The organism is Mycolicibacterium sp. lyk4-40-TYG-92 (genome assembly GCF_030209435.1).
In the GTDB taxonomy this organism is placed as follows: Bacteria; Actinomycetota; Actinomycetes; order Mycobacteriales; family Mycobacteriaceae; genus Mycobacterium.
In genome coordinates, this window is record NZ_JARVRX010000003.1 from 77,104 (window position 1) to 95,273 (window position 18,170).

An 18,170-nucleotide genomic window follows, 5' to 3' on the forward strand; every position below is an offset into this window, starting at 1 on the left:
CCTTGCCCACCAGCCTCGAGGGGTAGCCGCAGCGGGGCTCAGCAACGTCTCGCCAGACTGCGCCGCACGCGGTGCCAGATCGGCCGATAGACCGCCATTCACCACCCACTATCCAGAAGATCGAGCAGGTAGGAGCCATAGCCCGACCGTACGAGCCGCTCAGCTCGCTCCCGGAGCTCGTCGTCGGTGAGGAAGCCCTGTCTCCATGCGATCTCCTCGGGGACGCCGATCTTGAGCCCCGTCCGCCGCTCCATGGTGCGGACGAACTCTGCCGCATCGGTCATGTGGTCAACCGTTCCGGTATCGAGCCACACCGTCCCGCGGGGTAGCACCTGCACGTGCAGCTGGCCCCGCTCCAGGTACCGCCTGTTGACGTCGGTGATCTCGTACTCACCGCGATCACTCGGCTTCAAGTCCCGCGCGATCGACACCACGTCATTGTCGTAGAAGTAGAGGCCAGGAACAGCGTAATTACTTTTGGGTACTTTGGGTTTTTCCTCAAGAGAGACCGCCAATCCATTGGCGTCGAACTCAATGACGCCATAATCACTCGGCTCCGCCACCCAATACGCGAAAATTGCGCCACCATCGACTGCGTTGAAATACTGTAGTCGAGTACCCAAACCCGTGCCGTACAGCAGATTGTCACCTAGTACGAGCACGACTTTATCCGCGCCGATAAAGTCCGCACCAATACAGAATGCCTGCGCCAGCCCGTCCGGGGACGGCTGGCGTGCATAAGTGATCGATACGCCGAATCGCGACCCGTCGCCCAAAAGACGCTCGAAACTGGGCGCATCGAAAGGCGTTGTTATTACCAGGATGTCGCGGATCCGCGCCAGCAGCAGTGTCGACAGCGGGTAATAGACCATCGGCTTGTCATAGACCGGAATCAACTGCTTGGACACACCCAGCGTGATCGGGTGCAGTCTGGTGCCTGACCCGCCCGCTAGGATGATGCCCTTCACGGGCATATCGTGGCACGTCAAGGCCGTGCGCACGGGATTATTAACGTTTGCGTTAAGGCTCTTTTGGGAGGTCGACCTGCGCATCCTCTTCGTCTGCACCGGAAACATCTGCAGATCCCCTACGGCAGAACGACTTTCAGCGGGACTGGCCGCGCAGATGGGCATCCCCGACTTCACCGCGTCGAGCGCGGGAATCCACGCCGTGATCGGCCATCCGATCCATCGCTTCGCGGCTGAGGTCTTGATCGGACTCGGCGGCGATCCCGCGAACTTCGCCGCGCGACAGCTGACTCCGCGCATCGCCTCCGATGCCGACCTCGTCCTCACCATGACGTCGGCCCACCGCACAGCCGTCCTCGAACTCGCGCCGCGTCAGCTTCGGAGGACATTCACCCTCGGCGAGGCCTCGCTCCTGGCTTCCACCTACGGGGCACGCACAGTTGCCGACCTCGCTCCGCTACGCCTCCGCCTCAACGAACACCAGCCGGTCGAGATCGCTGACCCCATTGGGCGGGACCTCGACGCCTTTGAGGCAGTGGGTGAACAGATCGCCGCGCTGCTACCGCCGGTGATCGCGCTGACCCGCTAACCGGACCACTCAAACCCAGCGCGTTGCCTCGACCTCGGCAGGCAGCGGCGGGTGCAGCGGTACGTCGAGGCCGTCATAGATACCCGGCTTCTGGGTCGCGAGCCATTCGATCGCGCCGAGGAGCCGGTTGGCCGCGGTGGTGTTGCCGCCATCGGCGCGCGTGCCACCGGGCACGTCGGCCCGGACCACGATGGTCAGCTGCGGATCGCCGTCGATGATGACGCGGTGATCGCCCACACCCTCGTCCGGCTGCGGCCAATCCGGCGCGCAGGACGGGTCGATGCGGGTGATGTGCTCGATGATCACGCGCTGCACGCCCTGCGACCACCCGATGACCTCCAGCCGGAAGGCGCCCTGGGTCCCGGCCTCGAACCGGCCCATGACGTTCTCGACGGTCTCGGTCAGTGGCAGGCGCTCGCAGGTCTCGGTGATGTCGTCGATCTCGATGCCCAAGCCGCGGCCAATCAGCCGGACGTTGCCACCCCAGACCATGGTCGGGATGGTCGGGATCAGCATCAGCGGCGTCTCATCCATCGAACCGCCGAAACCACAGCGCACGCGCACCGCTTCGGGCTGGTTGTACGTGGAGTAGTCGAAGATCTCCTGACACCGGATGGTCTTGATCCGGGTGCACAGCCCGGCCGCCGTCACAGCGAGCGCGTCATTGCCCCATCCGGGGTCGACACCTGATACCAGCAACGAGGCGTTGCCGGTCGCCGCCGCGTCAGCGAGCCGCTCGACCCATTCGGCCGGCGCCGAAGCCGGGTCATACAGCGAGTACAGCGACGGCGTCACCACGTGCTTGCCGGCCCGCAGGCAGCGCTCGATGTCGGCGATGGCCTCCTCCGGGCGGATGTCTCCGGAAGACATATAGGCCACGGCGTCGCACTCCGCGAGGGCCGCGTCGACGTCGGTGGTGGCGGCCTTTCCCGTCGCGGTGTCGAGCTTGCCGAACGTCGCCGCATCGCGGCCGGCCTTGTCCGGACTCGAGGTGATGACCGCGGTCAGCTCGAGCCCCGGGAACGCGACCGCTGATCGGATCGCCGTCGCCCCCATATTTCCTGTTCCCCACACCGCTACCCGACGCATCTCGCCACATAACCACGGCATGGTGACCCGCCTCACAGCGACCCCCCAGGATTGCCCTCAAACCGCGCCGATCCGGGTCTGCGATCGCGGCGGGCGCAAGCCTTCGCGTCGACCGTCAGGCCCCCACAACAGGGCTCCCACTGACCCCAACTGACACGTCCTCCTCAGTTCCGGAGGTTTCCGGTGGCGGACATCACATTCGGCCTAAGCTGCAGGTCAGCGGGCATAAATCACCCCGAGTGCCGCCCCGTTCAACCACTGGGTTGGTTAGCTACGAAAAATTTGCTCTTGACTGCTTTGCGAAGAAGTTACCCGGCGGTATAGTTAAGGCCAGTTACTGGTGGGTAACTTAGCCCTGAGTACCCAACCCCAACAGTCCATCTCATCGAGGAGAAATCGTGGGCCACTACAAGAGCAACGTCCGTGACCAGGTGTTCAACCTGTTCGAGGTCTTCGGCGTGGACAAGGCTATGGGTGAAGGCAAGTTCGCCGACCTGGATGCCGAAACCGCCGGCGATATGCTCAACGAGATCGCGCGCCTCGCCGAGGGCCCGATCGCCGATTCGTTCGCCGACGGCGACCGCAACCCGCCGGTCTTCGACCCCGCGACCCACACCGTCACCCTGCCCGCGCCCTTCAAGAAGTCGATGCGCGCCCTGCTCGACGGCGGCTGGGACAAGGTCGGCCTGAAAGAGGAGCTCGGCGGCATGCCGATGCCCCGCGCGCTGCAGTGGGCGCTCATCGAGCACGTCCTCGGCGCCAACCCCGCCGCCTACATGTACGCCATGGGCTCGGGTATGTGCGAAATCTTCTACAACAACGGCACCGACGAGCAGAAGAAGTGGGCCGTCCTCGCTGCCGAGCGCGGCTGGGGCGCCACCATGGTGCTGACCGAGCCCGACGCCGGCTCTGACGTGGGCGCCGGCCGCACCAAGGCCACCCAGCAGGCCGACGGCACCTGGCACATCGACGGTGTGAAGCGATTCATCACCTCGGCCGACTCGGACGACCTGTTCGAAAACATCATGCACCTGGTCCTGGCCCGCCCCGAGGGCGCCGGCCCGGGCACCAAGGGTCTGTCGCTGTTCTTCGTGCCGAAGTTCCACTTCGACCCCGAGACCGGTGAGCCCGGCGAGCGCAATGGCGCCTTCGTCACCAACGTCGAGCACAAGATGGGCCTGAAGGTTTCGGCCACCTGTGAGCTGACCCTGGGCCAGCACGGCGTCCCCGCCGTCGGTTGGCTCGTCGGCGAGGTGCACAACGGCATTGCGCAGATGTTCGACGTCATCGAGCAGGCCCGCATGATGGTCGGCACCAAGGCCATCGCGACCCTGTCGACCGGCTACCTGAACGCTCTCGAGTACGCCAAGAGCCGCATCCAGGGTGCTGACCTGACCCAGATGATGGACAAGACCGCTCCGCGCGTCACGATCATGCACCACCCCGACGTGCGCCGGGCGCTGCTGACCCAGAAGTCCTACGCCGAGGGCCTGCGCGCCGTGTACCTGTACACCGCGACGTTCCAGGACCCCGAGGTCGCCAAGGCCGTCCACGGTGTGGACGCCGAGCTGGCCTTCAAGGTCAACGACCTCATGCTCCCGATCGTCAAGGGTGTCGGCTCCGAGCGCGCCTACGAGAAGCTGACCGAGTCGCTGCAGACCTTCGGTGGTTCCGGCTTCCTGCAGGACTACCCGGTCGAGCAGTACATCCGTGACGCCAAGATCGACTCGCTGTACGAAGGCACCACCGCCATCCAGGCGCAGGACTTCTTCTTCCGCAAGATCATCCGCGACAAGGGCCAGGCCCTGGCCTTCGTCGCCGGCGAGATCGAGCAGCTGATCAAGAACCAGGACGGCAACGGCCGCCTGAAGGCCGAGCGCGAACTGCTCGCCACCGCCCTGGGCGACGTCCAGAGCATGGCCGCCACGCTGACCGGCTACCTGATGGCCGCTCAGGAAGACTCGAAGTCCATCTACAAGGTGGGTCTGGGTTCGGTCCGCTTCCTGGTGGCCGTCGGTGACCTGGTCATCGGCTGGCTGCTGCTGAAGCAGGCCGCGGTTGCCATCAAGGCACTCGACGAGGGCGCCACCGGCGACGACCGGGCGTTCTACGAGGGCAAGATCGCGTCGGCTTCGTTCTTCGCCAAGAACATGCTGCCGCTGCTCACCAGCGTCCGCGCCGTCATCGAGTCCGTCGACAACGAGGTCATGGAGCTGGACGAAGCGTCCTTCTGATCCTCAGGCAAAACAGCAGCCCCCGGCATCCGCCGGGGGCTGCTGTTTTTTGTCGGTGCGCCGGCGCAGAATTTTGCAGGTAGCCGTCTACGAACCCGGAAACACGTGTCGGCCGAAGGGATGAACTTTGCTCCCAAAGCCCTCACCGGGTCACAGGCGGTGTACGACAGTGGGAAAGGGGGAGGGCAAGACGACCACGGTGCAGCGCATGATCGCGACGGTGTTGGGGAGACGCTAGTGGGGGCTGCGGAGAAACGCAGGGTGCGGACAGTCTTTGCTGTCACGTTCTTGTGGATCGCCCTGCTGCAATATGTCTTCCTCGGCATGGCGCGCGGGGAACCCTATCCGGCACTCATTCTCCCGGGATTCCCGGCGAACTGTCCCGGCTGCCTGTTGGAAACCGGGACGCCCAGGGCCAACGAGCCGGGGCTCATCGTTCGTTTCGCGGATGGGCATGTCGAGCCGGCGCCAATCGACACCATCCTGCCTCCGGGCCCGTCGGTGCCCTTCATCGCGTTCTCGACTGCATACGACAATGACGCCTTCAAGGAAAACCCTGCGGCAGTCGCGTGGCTCCGATCGAAAATCATGAAGCGGTTCCCGGGCCAAGATGTTGTAGGCCTGGAAATCGTATGGCGCACCGCGACATACCCTGCCGCTGAGCCATCGGCGACTGAGTATGCGCCATTGCGCACCGTCCGCATCGACTTCGGAAATGCGAAGTGAGGCTCGCCGATAAATTCGACCGCTGGGTCGAAGACGGACCGTTCACCTCTGAGGATTTGGGTATCTACCGGATCATTTATGCGCTGGGCGCGCTGCTGGTCGCGCCGGATATCGCATGGCTCTCCGACTATCCGGATTTCATGTTTCGCCCGCCTCCGGGCCCGCTTCAACTCCTCTCGGGATTTCCGTCCCCGGCAACACTCATCGGATTGGAAGTACTTCGTTCGGTCATTCTCATCATGCTCGGACTGGGTATATGGACAAAGTATGTGTCGCTCGCAGCCTGGTTCATCCTGTCCGCGACCTATGGCGTGACGTTCTGTTTGGGAAAGGTCGACCACACGATCTTGTTGACGTTGCCGCCTCTGGTGTTGGCGTTCGCCAATTGGGGGAACTGCTTTTCGGTCGACGCACTGCGGCGCCGCAGTGAATCTGCTGGTCAGGCGCAGTGGCCCTTGCGCCTGTTGGCCCTGCTGATCGGGTGGGGCTTTTTTGCCGCCGGGCTGACCAAGGCGCTGACAGGCTGGTTGTCTTTTTCGAGCCAGGCGTCGCGCGGATACTTCGTACTCGGGTTCGTGACCCAAGACCGGACACACTGGCTGGCGCGGTGGATAGCCGAACATGACGTGCTCGCCGCGTGGGAAGTCGTCGACTGGATGACTGTCGCTTTCGAGCTCTCCGTACTGATTTCCCTACCGTGGTGGCGGGCTTTCCGGATTACGCTCGCGGTAGCGACCATATTTCATTTGGTCGTATTGCTGATCATGAACATTGATTTCAGTCATGCCGTCGTGGCTTACGGTGCTTTTGTCTCGTGGGGTGCGACTGCCCGACGGATAAGCAGTTCACGGATCGGCAGATCCGGCTTGAGGGTGCTGGAATCGCGGCGCCAACTATTGACGGGCGCCGGCGGTCGCATTCTTTTGATGGTGCTGGCGATTGCAGTCGGCGCCGGGGCATGGTTCCTGATGGTGAGCCCCACGGGCACAATATCTACCGGCCCGATCGGCAGTAACCTGATCATTGTTATCGGCGCACTGATTGGGCTGACGTATCTCACGTTCGAAGCGCGGGCTGCCGTCACCGAGATCCGGCGGCAACGCGCCGGCAGTGCTGAACAGCCGGTCCCCTGACGGTCCGGACTACTGCCCGCCTAATCCGGCAGGCGCTGGCTGATCTCGAAGGCCAGGCACAGCTCGGCGACGTCGCGGGGACGCGACAGGGACCGTCCCGTCCGCTCCTCGATGCGGTGCAGGCGGTGCCGAATGGTGTTGGGGTGACAGAAGATTGCTGATGCCGCTTCGTTGGCGGAGCCACCGGCGTCGAGCCAGGCCTGAAAGGTCTGGGAGAGCATGGCCCGCTCCTCGGGAGGCAGCGCACGGAGGCCGCCGAGCACCGACTCCTCGATGCGGTTCATCACCTCAGGCGCGCTGACGGCGGCGAACGCCAGCGGCGCGTCGTCGAAGGCGCAGACGAAACCGTCGCGGCTCGGCTTGCCGGCCACCGCAAGCCGGGCCAGGCGCAGGCCCTCGCCCGTCTCCGCCAGGCCGGCGAACGCCGGACTGAGGCCGACCCGCGCCGTCGCGATCTTGCGCAGTACCTCGACCAGCACGCCGTACGTCGCGTCCTGCCGCAAGTGCACGACGCCGACCTGCAGGTCCGGCAGCAGGCGCCAGGCAGAGCGGATGTCGCGGGCCGCGAGCTTGCTCGCGATCTCGGGCAGCCCGAGCTTGCCGATGGCCGGAATCTCCGCCGCCGCGACCACGTAGGGGCCCGTTGTCGGCAGGCCCAGCAGATCAGCCGCCTCCCACAGGCTTTGGTTGTCGGTGATGCGGCCGAGCAGCACCGCCTCGACCAACGCCGACCGTTCCTCTTCCCGGTCCATGATCTGGCTGGTGAGCTGTTCGCGGTACGCGCCGGTCATCGCCTGCGTGAACTCGTCCTGGCTGAGGAAGATGCGCGCACTGGCCTCCAGGATCGACTCGGTCGGGATGCCGGCCTCTCGTGCGGCGGCGACACTGCTCTCCCACATGGAGCGGAAACCGATGCGATAGGCGGTCATCACCGATGCCAGCGGAATGCCCTCGACGGCCCGTTGCCGGCCGGTCGCTTCCGCCGGCGACAGGTCCGCCTCGCCGTCGTTGCAGAGGGTGTGGAACACGAAAGTCATATTGGCGACGCAACTTTCGCGCACGTTGTCACGCGCCGAGGGCGTGGCGCGGTAGCCGTCGATCCGGCTGTAGATGCGGTCGGCCAATTGCTCACCGAGAGTCTCCACGCGGGTCAGCATGATCCGGCTGAGTTCCCGCATGTGCTCGTCGACCCCGGCCATCAGCCAACCTTAGGCGAGGTGCCGATTGTGGCCGGTCACATTTGGCGGTGGGCACTGTTGTTCCCGCCACCATCGCCTCTGAAGCCGCGCGGAATCACGCTTGATGCATGACCAACCTGAGCCAGAACCTCGTCGCCAGCGCCACCCGTCGCCCGGACGGTGTCGCCCTACGCTGCGACGACCAGACCTACACGTACGCCCAGTTCGACAACGCCGCCGCTCGCGTCGCCACGCTGTTGCAGCAGGCCGGTATCGAACCGGGCGACCGGGTGGGCGTCATGCTGCCGAACGGTCCGGCCTTCGCCGCCGCGTTCTACGGGATTCTGTACGCCGGTGCCGTCGCAGTGCCGATGAACCCGCTGCTCAAGGCCCCCGAGATCGAGTTCTACCTCTCCAACACCACGGCCAGGGCGCTGTTCGCCCCACCGGCCTTCGCCGGCGAGGCGCAGGCCGGTGCCGAGGCTGCAGGCGCCGACTGCTGGGTGGTCGACGATGCCGGGTTGGCGGCGCTGATCGACGGCCTGCCCGCACAACCGGCCCCGGTCGAGCGCGCGGACGACGACACCGCCGTCGTCCTCCACACGTCGGGTACGACGGGCAAGCCCAAGGGCGCCGAGCTGACCCACGGCGGTCTGCGCCGCAATGCCGACGTGTGTGTGCGGACGCTGCTGAACATCGGGCCTGACGACGTGGTGATGGGCTGCCTGCCGCTGTTCCACGTGTTCGGCCTGACGTGCGGGCTGAACTCGGCGGTGCTGGCCGGGGCGACCCTGAGCCTGCTGCCGCGCTTCGATCCGGCGAAGGCGCTGGAACTGGTCGAGCGCGACGGCGTCACCATCTTCGAGGGCGTGCCGACGATGTACTCGGCGCTGCTGGCGACGCCCGGTGCGGCGTCGACGACCACGCTGCGGGTGGCGGTCTCCGGCGGTGCGGCCATTCCAGTTCAGGTGCTGCAGGACTTCGAGAAGACCTTCGACTGCCCCATCCTGGAGGGCTACGGCCTGTCCGAGACCTCGCCGGTGGCGGCGTTCAACCACCCGAACCGCACACGCAAGCCCGGCTCGATCGGTACGCCGGTCGAGGGCGTGGAGATGCGGATAGTCGACAACGACGGCGTCGAGGTGACACAGGGCGAGCCAGGCGAAATCCAGATCCGCGGACACAATGTCATGAAGGGCTACTGGAACCTGCCCGAAGCCACCGCCGAGGCCATCAACGCCGACGGCTGGTTCGCCACCGGCGACATCGCCCGCACCGACGAAGACGGCTACTACTACATCGTCGACCGCAAGAAGGCACTCATCATCCGCGGCGGATTCAACGTCTACCCCCGCGAGATCGAAGAGGTGCTCTACACCCACCCCGCCGTCGCCGAAGCGGCTGTCGTGGGCATCCCGCATGACTCGCTCGGCGAAGAGGTCGGCGCCGCCGTCAGCCTCAAGCCGGGCATCGAGGTCGCCGCCGATGAACTCCGCGAGTTCGTCAAGAGCCAGGTGGCCGCCTACAAGTACCCGCGACGCATCTGGTTCCTCAACGACCTGCCCAAGGGCCCGACCGGGAAGCTCCTCCGTCGCGAAATCACCATTCCCACAACCGAAAGCGACAACTGACATGGCTATGACACCACCTGATGAACTGGCCGCCCCACTCGACCTGCTGCTGACCAGCGCCACCAAACCGTTCGCGCGCCGGATGATGCCCGACCAGACCTGGGCCCGCATGGGTGTCAGCCTGGCCAAGCAGCCCGGCACTGTGCTCGAGCGCGGCAAGGAGCTGGCCCGCGAGCTCGGCAGCATCGCCACCGGAGACTGCGACCGCGCCCCGCTACGCGCCGACAAGCGGTTCAGCGACCCTGCATGGCAACAGAATCCGGTGCTGCACCGCATCATGCAGGCCTACCTCGCCGCGTCGGACACCGCCGAGAAACTGTTCTCCGACGCCGACCTGGACTGGCGCGACGAAGCCCGGATGCGGTTCGTCTTCGACAACGCCATCGAGGGCCTGGCCCCCACCAACAACCCGTTGATCAGCCCGCTGGGCTGGAAGGCCATGATCGACACCGGCGGGCTCAGTGCCGTCCGCGGCCTGAAAGCCTTTGCCCGCGACATGATGTCGTCACCGCGGGTGCCGGCCATGGTCGAGCCGGATGCCTACACCGTCGGCGAGACGGTCGCCGTCACCAAAGGTGCGGTGGTGCTGCAGACTCGGATGTTCGAACTCATCCAGTACGCACCCCAGACCCCGACAGTGCACTCGGTTCCGCTGCTGATGGTGCCGCCGGTGATCAACAAGTACTACATCATGGACATCGCCCCCGGGCGCAGCATGATCGAGTACTTCGTGCAGCAGGGCCAGCAGGTGTTCGCCATCTCGTGGCGCAATCCCCAAGCCCGGCACAAGGATTGGGACGTCAACGCCTACGGCGCGGCGATCATCGAGGCCATCGATGCGGTGCGGGCCATCACCGGCGCGGCCGGCACCCACCTGATGGCGAGCTGCTCGGGCGGCATCATCACAGCCATGACCGCGGCGCACCTGGCCGAGACCGGCGACGGCGACAAGGTCGCGAGTCTCACCCTCGCGGTGACGGTGCTGGACCAGGACCGGGCCGGATTCGCCTCTGCCGCAATGAGCGACCGCGCCGCACAGGCCGCCATCGCCACGTCGGCCCGCAAGGGCTACCTGGACGGCAAGGCCATGGCCGAGATGTTCGCCTGGCTGCGCCCGACCGATCTGGTGTGGCGCTACTGGGTGAACAACTACGTGCAGGGCCGCAGCCCGGCCGCGTTCGACGTCTTGTTCTGGAACGCCGATACCACCCGCATGGCGGCCGCGCTGCACCGCGACATGGTGCTGATGGGCCTGAACAATTCGTTGGTCACTCCGGGCGCGGTGAGCATGCTGGGCACGCCCGTGGACCTGTCGAAGATCACGTGCGACGCCTACGTCATCGGCGGCATCGCCGACCACATCTCACCGTGGCAGGCCACCTACCGCAGCGCAAAGCTGTTGGGCAGCAAGGACAACCGCTACGTGCTGTCCACCAGTGGCCACATCGCGGCGCTCGTCAACCCGCCGGGCAACCCGAAGGCGTCGTACCGGATCGCCCAGGTGCAGGACGGGACACCGGAGGAATGGCTGGCCGACGCCGAAAAGTCCAGTGATTCCTGGTGGCCCGACTATGTCGCGTGGCTCGCCGAGCGCAGCGGCGACGACGTCGACGCCCCGACGACGCTGGGCGCCGAGGGCTTCATCGCCACCGGCCCGGCACCCGGCACGTACGTGCTGCAGAAATGACGGTCACCGAGCAGTACGTGTCGGTCGGTGGCCAGCGGCTACGGGTCCGCATTGACCATGGCAGCGACCCGAGCGCGGTTCCCCTGGTGCTGTGCAACGGCATCGGCGCCAGCCTGGAGGTGCTCGACCCCTTCGTCGAGCACCTGCCCGGCACTGTGATCCGGTTCGACGTGCCAGGCACCGGCGGCTCGCCGACCTCCTTCGCGCCCTACGGCTTTCCCTATCTGGCATGGGTCCTGGGCCGGCTGCTGAACAAACTGGGGTTCACGGTCGTCGACATCCTCGGCCTGTCCTGGGGTGGGGCGCTGGCGCAGCAGTTCGCCTTCCAGAATCCACGGCGCTGCCGGCGGCTGGTGCTGGTGGCCACCGGGACCGGCGCGGTGATGATTCCGGGCCACCCGCAGGTTCTCGCGAAAATGGTGACACCGAAACGATTCTCGAACGCCGGGTACGCGGCATCGATCGCCGGGGAACTCTACGGTGGCACCGTCCGCCAACACGGCGACGACATCGCCAAGCTGTTCCTCCAGCAGCTGCATGCGGGTTCGAAGATCGGCTACGTGCACCAACTGCTGGCCGGCGCGGTGTGGACGAGCATCCACGCGCTGCCGGCGGTGCGTCAGGAGACCCTGATCGTGGCGGGCACCGACGACCCGATCATCCCCGTAGCCAACGCCCGCATCATGAATTTCCTACTGCCGCACTCGCATCTGCATCTGCATTCCGGCGGGCACGTCGACCTCATCACCAACGCCGGGGAGTTGGCGCCGGTGATCGCCACGTTCCTGACCGAACCCGGCGAACGCGCTTGAGCGCGAGCCGGCGCCAGGAGCCGAGGATGACGTCCACCGCGCTCGGGCTCAGGCGACGACGCCGCCGACCAGATGGCCGACGAGGTAGGTGGCACTCAGTGCGAGCGCGCCGCCGATTACGTTGCGTGCCACGGCCTTTCCAACCGGTGCACCGCCGAGCCGGGCCGACACCACGCCGGTGATCGCCAGTGCCAGCAGCACTGCGAACATCGTGACCGGAACACGCAGTGCCGTCGGGGGCAACAGGATCGCCACCAGAGGCAACAACGCGCCGATGGTGAACGACACCGCCGACGAGAAGGCCGCCGCCCACGGGTTGGCCAGATCGCCTGGCGTGATGCCCAATTCGACGACCGCGTGCGCGGCGAACGCGTTGTGGTCGGTCAGCTCCTCGGCCGCGGTCCGGGCCGTCGACGTCGACAGGCCTCTGCCTTCCAGCAGGCTTGCCAGCTCATCGAGTTCCGCTGCGGGATCCTCTTTGAGCTCGCGACGTTCTTTGGCCAGCAGGGCCCGTTCGGTGTCGCGCTGCGAGCTGACCGACACGTACTCGCCCAACGCCATCGACACCGCGCCCGCCACCAGTCCGGCCATACCGGCGGTGAAGATCGGCCCGCGGTCGGCCGTCGCGGCCGCGACACCGACGACGATGCCGGCGGTCGACACGATGCCATCGTTGGCACCGAGCACGCCAGCGCGCAACCAGTTCAGCTTCGACGCAACCGAACCCGCGTGGGGCTCGGCTTCATGGGACGAGATCGCCATTCCTGCAACGCTATGCGGGCGCGCGGCGATCCGCCAGCCAATGAAGCCTTGCCAAACCTGGTCAGGATTCCAGCTTTTTGAGCGCCGCGCGGGTGCGGGCCCGGCCTTCGGCCGACGGATCGAACGTCACGCCGACGTATTCGTCGACCCCGGCGGCTTCGAGTTCGGCCAGCCGATGGCGCACCGTCTGCTCATCGCCGATGATCGCGATGTCCTCCGGACCGGCGTAGCCCTCGCGATCGAGCATCGCCCGGTACGACGGCAGGTGACCGTAGATCGCGAACTGCTCGGCAGCCTGCTTCCGGGCGCCGTCGACGTCGTCGGTCACGGCAACCGGGATGGCCGCGACCACCCGAACCGCGTCGGCACGGCCGGCGTCGGCAGCGGCCTGGCGCAACATCGGACCGACATGGCCCGCAAGTGTTTTCGGTCCGGTCATCCAGGTGACGGTGCCCGACGAGCGCCGTCCGGCGATCTGCAGCAGCTTCGGTCCGAGTGCGGCGATGTACACGGGCGGGGTCGGCGCGCCGGGGATGATCAGCGCGCCGCGGGTGGTCACCGTCTCCCCGGTGGCGTCGGCCTTCTCGCCGTTCAGCAACGGCAACAATCCGTCCAGGTACTCGTTGAGCCGGCGCACTGGCTTGTCCCACGGAATGCCCCACATGCCCTCGGTGACGGCCTGATGCGTCATCCCGAGCCCGAGCAGCAGACGGCCGCCCGCCATCTGGCTGATGGTCAGCGCCCGCTGCGCCAGCAGCATCGGAAGCTGATTCTGGATGGGCAGCACGCCGGTGCCGACCTCGATGCCGTCGACCTCACGCAGCCCGACCGCCAGCACGGTGAGAAGGTCTGGCTCGTAAGGCATCTGGGCGAACCAGACCCTGCGGAAGCCCTCGTCACGCAGCTGGGCGAGGTATGCCACGGTGTCGTCGACTGGCGATTTGAGACCACTCAACGAACCGAAAATGCTGATCTGCACGGGATGCTCCTTGAAGCCGGTTTGGGTCACCTGTTTGTATCGAACCATGACTTCCCAGCGAGTAGTGCAGGCGGATCGCGCATGAGTACGGATGCGCCCGAGACTGCCCGGCTGCAATATTTCGGGCCCAACTGGTTCGCATCGGTCATGGGCACCGGCATTGTCGCCACCGCCGCTGCGTCGCTGCCCGTGCACCTGCCGGGACTGCGGGGCTTCGCCGAAGGCGTCTGGGTGATCGCCACCGCCCTGCTGGTGCTGCTGATCGTCGCGGTGTCGGTGCAGTGGGTACGCCACCCCACCGTGGCGCGCAGCCAGGTCCGCAATCCGCAGATGACGCACTTCTACGGCGCGGCGCCGATGGCGCTGATGACCGTCGGCGTCGGCGCGCTGCTGATCGGCAAGGACCTGATCGGCACGCGCTTCGCCGTCGACCTCGACTGGATCCTGTGGACCGCGGGCACCATCGGCGGCCTGTTCACCGCGATGACCATCCCGTTCCTGATGTTCACGCAGCTGGAAGTCGGGCCGGACGCCGCGTTCGGCGGCTGGCTGATGCCCGTCGTGCCGCCGATGGTGTCGGCGGCGTCGGGCGCACTGCTGCTGCCGCACCTGCCGCCGGGCACGGCCCGCACCACGATGTTCTACGGCTGCTTCGCGATGTTCGGGCTGTCGCTGATCGCGGCGCTCATCATCATCACGATGATCTGGAGCCGGCTGGCGCACTACGGCACCTCGGGGTCCGCGCGCGTGCCGACGCTGTGGATCGTGCTGGGACCGCTGGGGCAGGGCATCACCGCCGCGGGGCTGCTGGGGACGGCCGCGGCCTCGGCGATCAGCCCGGAGCTGGCGTCGGGCATGAACATCTTCGCGGTGCTGTTCGGTGTCCCGGTGTGGGGCTTCGCGGTGCTGTGGATCAGCCTCGCCAGCGCACTGACGGTGCGCACCATGCGGCGCGGCATGCCCTTCGCCCTGACATGGTGGAGCCTGACCTTCCCCGTCGGCACATTCGTCACCGGCACGTCGCAGCTCGCCTTGCACACCGGGCTGCCGGCCTTCCGCGTCGCCGCCGTCGCGGCATATGTCTTCCTGCTGTGCACCTGGGCACTGGTCGCGGTGCGGACGTTGCGTGGCTGTGTCGGAGGCAGTCTGTTCACCCCACCGCCTGCTCCGGCCGTCATCCACAAGGACCCGAAATGATCGACACTGCGCGGGTGTACGACCTAGACCCCGACAGTCAGCAGGTGTCGCCGGTGGTGCCCCCGTAGGTGGCGATCTTGTACTCGGTGGCGGCCAGCGAGAGGGTCAGTTCACGGATCTGGCGGCGGATCGTGTCGCGATGTTCCAGCAGCATGTCCAGTCGTTCTGGCACGGTCTGCTCGCCGCTGTCCACGAGTGCGATGTAGTGCTGCAGATCGCGAATAGCCATGCCGGACAAGCGCATCCGAGTGAGGAAGACCAGTCGGCGGACCGCCTCGGGTCCGTAGCTGCGGTGGCCGCTGCTGTCGCGGTCGACCTCGACCAGGCCGGCCCGTTCGTAGTAGCGCAAGGTGTGCGCGGAGACGTCGAGCAGGTCGGCAACGTCGGTGATCGTCATCGGATCGCTGAGGCCGTCGGTGTCCGCGAGCCGGTGGATCACCTCGATCGACATCGGGCCGTCCATCTCGCCGAGCGCCGCGAGCGCCCTGTTCATCAGGTCGTCGGTGGAGGACATACTCGATCCTAGATCGGCCGCGATGAGGCGGCGGCGTCCGCAAAGTCGGCGCTGCGGGCCAGCGTTGCCCACCGGCCGACCTCGTCGAGACCGCGGTGATAAGTGGCCGTGAGCCGCTCGACGGCCTCGGCACCCAGCGGCAGCCGCAGCGGCACATCCTCGGAGCGGACCAGGGAGACGATGATCTCTGCGGCCGCGACGGGGTCACCTTCCTGCTTCCCGTCCGCGCCGGCCATGTCGGCTCGCACGTCGGCCAGGACTTCCCGATAGGTCGACGACGCGGTGGTGAAGTCGAGCACCTCGGCGGCGTTGAAGGCGGTGCGGAACCGGCTCGGCTCGACCAGCATCACCCGAATGCCGAACGGCGCGACCTCCCCGGCCAGGGCTTCCGACCACCCCTCCAACGCGAACTTCGACGCCGAGTACGTCGAGACGCCGGGGAACGACATGCGGCCGCCTTGGCTGCTCATCTGGACGATCGTCCCGCGTCCCTGTGCCCGCATGACCGGCAACGCCGCGCGCACCAGGGCGGCAGGACCGAAGAGATGCAGGTCCATCAGGTCGCGCAATTGCGCATCGGTGACTTCCTCGGCGGCGCCGACGATGGCCCGCCCCGCGTTGTTCACCAGCACATCGAGGCGACCGTAGCGATCGACGGCCGCCTCGATGAGCTTGGTGGCGCCGCTCACGCCTCGGGCATCGAACGCAACGCCCGCGAAGTGGTCACCGTAGGTGGCGCTCAGGTCGGCCACACTGTCCGGATTACGGACCGCGGCGACAACCTGATCGCCTGCGGCAAGGGCGGCCTCGGCCAGTGCCCGCCCAAGTCCTTTCGAGGCGCCGGTGATGATCCAGGTCTGTGGTGACGTCGAGGTTGTCATGGCTGCGACGCTAAGAGTTTGAGCGCGCTCGAACGCAAGCCCGAACCTCCGCCGCGACGGCCGTGGGAATTCGGTCGATACGAGGACGCGCGGATGTTGCGGTCGGCAGGGCAGGTTGCACGTCTGCTCCGGGGTGCTACGCCGAACGTGCAGCTTTTGGCGCCAGTTCTCGAATCTGACGGCCGAAAGCTGCACGTTCGTCGTAGCAGCGCTGGGCCCATACCGACCTGGACAGGCCTCCTGGCCCCGGACACGAGAGTGCCCCGTGCCTCCGTCAGGTCGGGGGTCAGACGGAAACACGAGGCACTATGGGTATCGCAGCGGCTTCGCGGGGCGTTACACACTCGGCGAAATTAGTGGAAATGGCCGCAAAACCGCAGGTCGTGCGGCCATCTCCGGCGCGTTCGGAAGTTAGGCCTCCAGGATGGCCGTGACGCCCTGCCCACCTGCAGCGCAGATGGAGATCAGGCCACGCACCGGCTTGCCGGTCTCCTTCTTCTTCTCGGCGAGCTGCTTGGCCAGCTGGGCCACGATGCGGCCGCCGGTCGCGGCGAACGGGTGACCCGCGGCCAGCGACGAGCCGTTGACGTTGAGCTTCGACCGGTCGATCGAGCCGAGCGGCGCGTCGAGGCCGAGGCGGCCCTTGCAGTACTCGGGCGACTCCCAGGCCGCGAGTGTGGCCAGCACGACGGAGGCGAAGGCCTCGTGGATCTCGTAGAAGTCGAAGTCCTGCAGCGTCAGGCCGTTACGGGCCAGCAGGCGCGGCACGGCGTAGGTCGGGGCCATGAGCAGGCCGTCCGTGCCGTTGACGTAGTCGACGGCGGCGGTTTCGGAGTCGACGAAGTAGGCCAGCACCGGGATGTCGTGTTCGGCGGCCCACTCATCGGTCGACAGCAGCGCCACCGACGCGCCGTCGGTCAGCGGGGTCGAGTTGCCTGCGGTCATGGTGGCGTCGCCCAGCTTCACGCCGAAGACCGGCTTGAGCTTGGCCAGCTTCTCGGTCGACGAGTCGCCACGCAGGTTGTTGTCGCGGTACAGGCCCAGGAAGGGGCTGACCAGGTCGTCGAAGAAGCCGCGGTCGTAGGCGGCGGCCATGTTCTGGTGGCTGGCGGCGGCCAGGGCGTCCTGGTCGGTGCGCTTGACGCCCATCTCCTTGGCGGTCTGGGCCGCGTGCTCGCCCATCGACAGGCCGGTGCGGGCCTCGCTGTTGACCGGGATCTCGACGCCGACGGCGGCCGGCAGCTTGCCGACGAGCTTGAGGCGGTCGACGTTCGACTTGGCACGGCGCAGGCTCAGCAACACGCGGCGCAGGTCATTGCCAAGGGCGATGGGCGCGTCCGAGGCGGTGTCCACACCACCGGCCGCGGCCACCTGATAGCGACCGGCAGCGATGCCGTCAGCGGCCGCGATGGCCGACTGCAGACCGGTACCACAGGCCTGCTGCAGGTCGAAGGCCGGCGTGTAGGGCGACAGCGAGGTGCCGAGCACACATTCGCGCATGAGATTGAAATCACGGCTGTGCTTGAGGACTGCGCCACCGATGACCATATCGAGCTTCTCGCCCTTGAGGTTGAAGCGGTCGATCAGGCCGTCCAGGGCCGCGGTGAACATGTCCTGGTTGGAGGCGTTTGCGTACGCGCCGTCGGAGCGCGCGAAGGGAATGCGGTTACCACCCAGGACGGCCACGCGGCGGCGGCTGTTGGTCTCGGCCACGGTTTTTCTCCAGTTCCTTGACGTTTGATGACTGAGGCAAGATGTTGCTTGACGCCTATATTACCCACCGTTCTTAC

The 18,170-nt window shown here is 66.5% G+C and carries 16 protein-coding genes; 8 read left to right on the forward strand and 8 right to left on the reverse strand.

The annotated features are described in order from the left end of the window. Positions 1-98: 98 nt before the first annotated feature. Entirely contained in the window at positions 99-968 is an 870-nt protein-coding gene (gene rfbA, locus QRN63_RS06605; protein ID WP_267316096.1) for a glucose-1-phosphate thymidylyltransferase RfbA, read from the reverse strand. A gap of 76 nt (positions 969-1,044) precedes the next feature. Here rfbA and QRN63_RS06610 point away from each other — a divergent pair, with 76 nt between their 5' ends. Further along, entirely contained in the window at positions 1,045-1,557 is a 513-nt protein-coding gene (locus QRN63_RS06610) for an arsenate reductase/protein-tyrosine-phosphatase family protein (protein ID WP_267316653.1), read from the forward strand. A gap of 9 nt (positions 1,558-1,566) precedes the next feature. On the opposite strand, the gene QRN63_RS06615 is transcribed toward QRN63_RS06610, so the two are convergent. Next, on the reverse strand, positions 1,567-2,646 hold the full coding sequence (locus QRN63_RS06615; RefSeq protein WP_285030540.1) for an NAD(P)H-dependent amine dehydrogenase family protein: 1,080 nt from the start codon (positions 2,644-2,646) through the stop codon (positions 1,567-1,569). 398 nt (positions 2,647-3,044) lie between these two features. Here QRN63_RS06615 and QRN63_RS06620 point away from each other — a divergent pair, with 398 nt between their 5' ends. The 3 genes from QRN63_RS06620 to QRN63_RS06630 all read left to right on the forward strand — a co-directional run bounded on the left by QRN63_RS06620 (position 3,045) and on the right by QRN63_RS06630 (position 6,739). Then, positions 3,045-4,880 (forward strand): acyl-CoA dehydrogenase, encoded by a 1,836-nt coding sequence (locus tag QRN63_RS06620; RefSeq protein ID WP_267316098.1) that lies wholly within the window; start codon positions 3,045-3,047, stop codon positions 4,878-4,880. 105 nt (positions 4,881-4,985) lie between these two features. Then, positions 4,986-5,606 carry a hypothetical protein gene (locus QRN63_RS06625; protein WP_285030071.1) on the forward strand — a complete coding sequence of 207 codons (621 nt, stop codon included), beginning with the start codon at positions 4,986-4,988 and terminating at the stop codon, positions 5,604-5,606. Continuing rightward, the gene (locus tag QRN63_RS06630) at positions 5,603-6,739 is read left to right on the forward strand and encodes an HTTM domain-containing protein (protein ID WP_285030072.1); all 1,137 of its coding nucleotides are present in this window, start codon (positions 5,603-5,605) and stop codon (positions 6,737-6,739) included. Before QRN63_RS06625 ends, QRN63_RS06630 begins: the two co-directional genes overlap by 4 nt. A gap of 20 nt (positions 6,740-6,759) precedes the next feature. Here the strand turns inward: QRN63_RS06630 and QRN63_RS06635 are convergent, their stop codons facing one another. Beyond that, positions 6,760-7,938 (reverse strand): PucR family transcriptional regulator, encoded by a 1,179-nt coding sequence (locus QRN63_RS06635; protein ID WP_285030073.1) that lies wholly within the window; start codon positions 7,936-7,938, stop codon positions 6,760-6,762. A 107-nt stretch (positions 7,939-8,045) separates the two neighbouring features. On the opposite strand from QRN63_RS06635, the gene QRN63_RS06640 reads away from it, so the two are divergent. The 3 genes from QRN63_RS06640 to phaZ are packed head-to-tail and all read left to right on the forward strand — an operon-like array spanning position 8,046 to position 12,047. Beyond that, positions 8,046-9,548: a long-chain-fatty-acid--CoA ligase gene (locus tag QRN63_RS06640; protein WP_285030075.1), complete on the forward strand. Its 1,503-nt coding sequence runs from the start codon at positions 8,046-8,048 to the stop codon at positions 9,546-9,548. Positions 9,549-9,555: 7 nt separating this feature from the next. Continuing rightward, complete coding sequence (locus QRN63_RS06645; protein WP_502888093.1) at positions 9,556-11,235, forward strand: PHA/PHB synthase family protein; 1,680 nt, start codon at positions 9,556-9,558, stop codon at positions 11,233-11,235. Beyond that, positions 11,232-12,047, forward strand: coding sequence for a poly(3-hydroxyalkanoate) depolymerase (gene phaZ / locus QRN63_RS06650; RefSeq protein ID WP_285030077.1), 816 nt, complete (start codon positions 11,232-11,234; stop codon positions 12,045-12,047). The genes QRN63_RS06645 and phaZ overlap by 4 nt, the downstream gene beginning before the upstream one ends. 48 nt (positions 12,048-12,095) lie before the next feature. On the opposite strand, the gene QRN63_RS06655 is transcribed toward phaZ, so the two are convergent. Next, positions 12,096-12,809, reverse strand: coding sequence for a VIT1/CCC1 transporter family protein (locus tag QRN63_RS06655; RefSeq protein WP_267316105.1), 714 nt, complete (start codon positions 12,807-12,809; stop codon positions 12,096-12,098). A 61-nt stretch (positions 12,810-12,870) separates the two neighbouring features. Beyond that, on the reverse strand, positions 12,871-13,836 hold the full coding sequence (locus QRN63_RS06660) for a TIGR03564 family F420-dependent LLM class oxidoreductase (protein WP_285030079.1): 966 nt from the start codon (positions 13,834-13,836) through the stop codon (positions 12,871-12,873). A 33-nt stretch (positions 13,837-13,869) separates the two neighbouring features. Here QRN63_RS06660 and QRN63_RS06665 point away from each other — a divergent pair, with 33 nt between their 5' ends. After that, positions 13,870-14,985, forward strand: a complete 1,116-nt coding sequence (locus tag QRN63_RS06665) for a TDT family transporter (protein ID WP_285030080.1) — start codon at positions 13,870-13,872, stop codon at positions 14,983-14,985. A 37-nt stretch (positions 14,986-15,022) separates the two neighbouring features. Here the strand turns inward: QRN63_RS06665 and QRN63_RS06670 are convergent, their stop codons facing one another. From QRN63_RS06670 to QRN63_RS06680, 3 genes are all read right to left on the reverse strand, one after another. Then, positions 15,023-15,499: a MerR family transcriptional regulator gene (locus QRN63_RS06670; RefSeq protein WP_285030082.1), complete on the reverse strand. Its 477-nt coding sequence runs from the start codon at positions 15,497-15,499 to the stop codon at positions 15,023-15,025. An 8-nt stretch (positions 15,500-15,507) separates the two neighbouring features. Next, on the reverse strand, positions 15,508-16,380 hold the full coding sequence (locus tag QRN63_RS06675) for an SDR family oxidoreductase (protein WP_285030084.1): 873 nt from the start codon (positions 16,378-16,380) through the stop codon (positions 15,508-15,510). A 411-nt stretch (positions 16,381-16,791) separates the two neighbouring features. Beyond that, entirely contained in the window at positions 16,792-18,093 is a 1,302-nt protein-coding gene (locus QRN63_RS06680) for an acetyl-CoA C-acetyltransferase (protein WP_285030085.1), read from the reverse strand. Between the last annotated feature and the right edge of the window lie 77 nt (positions 18,094-18,170).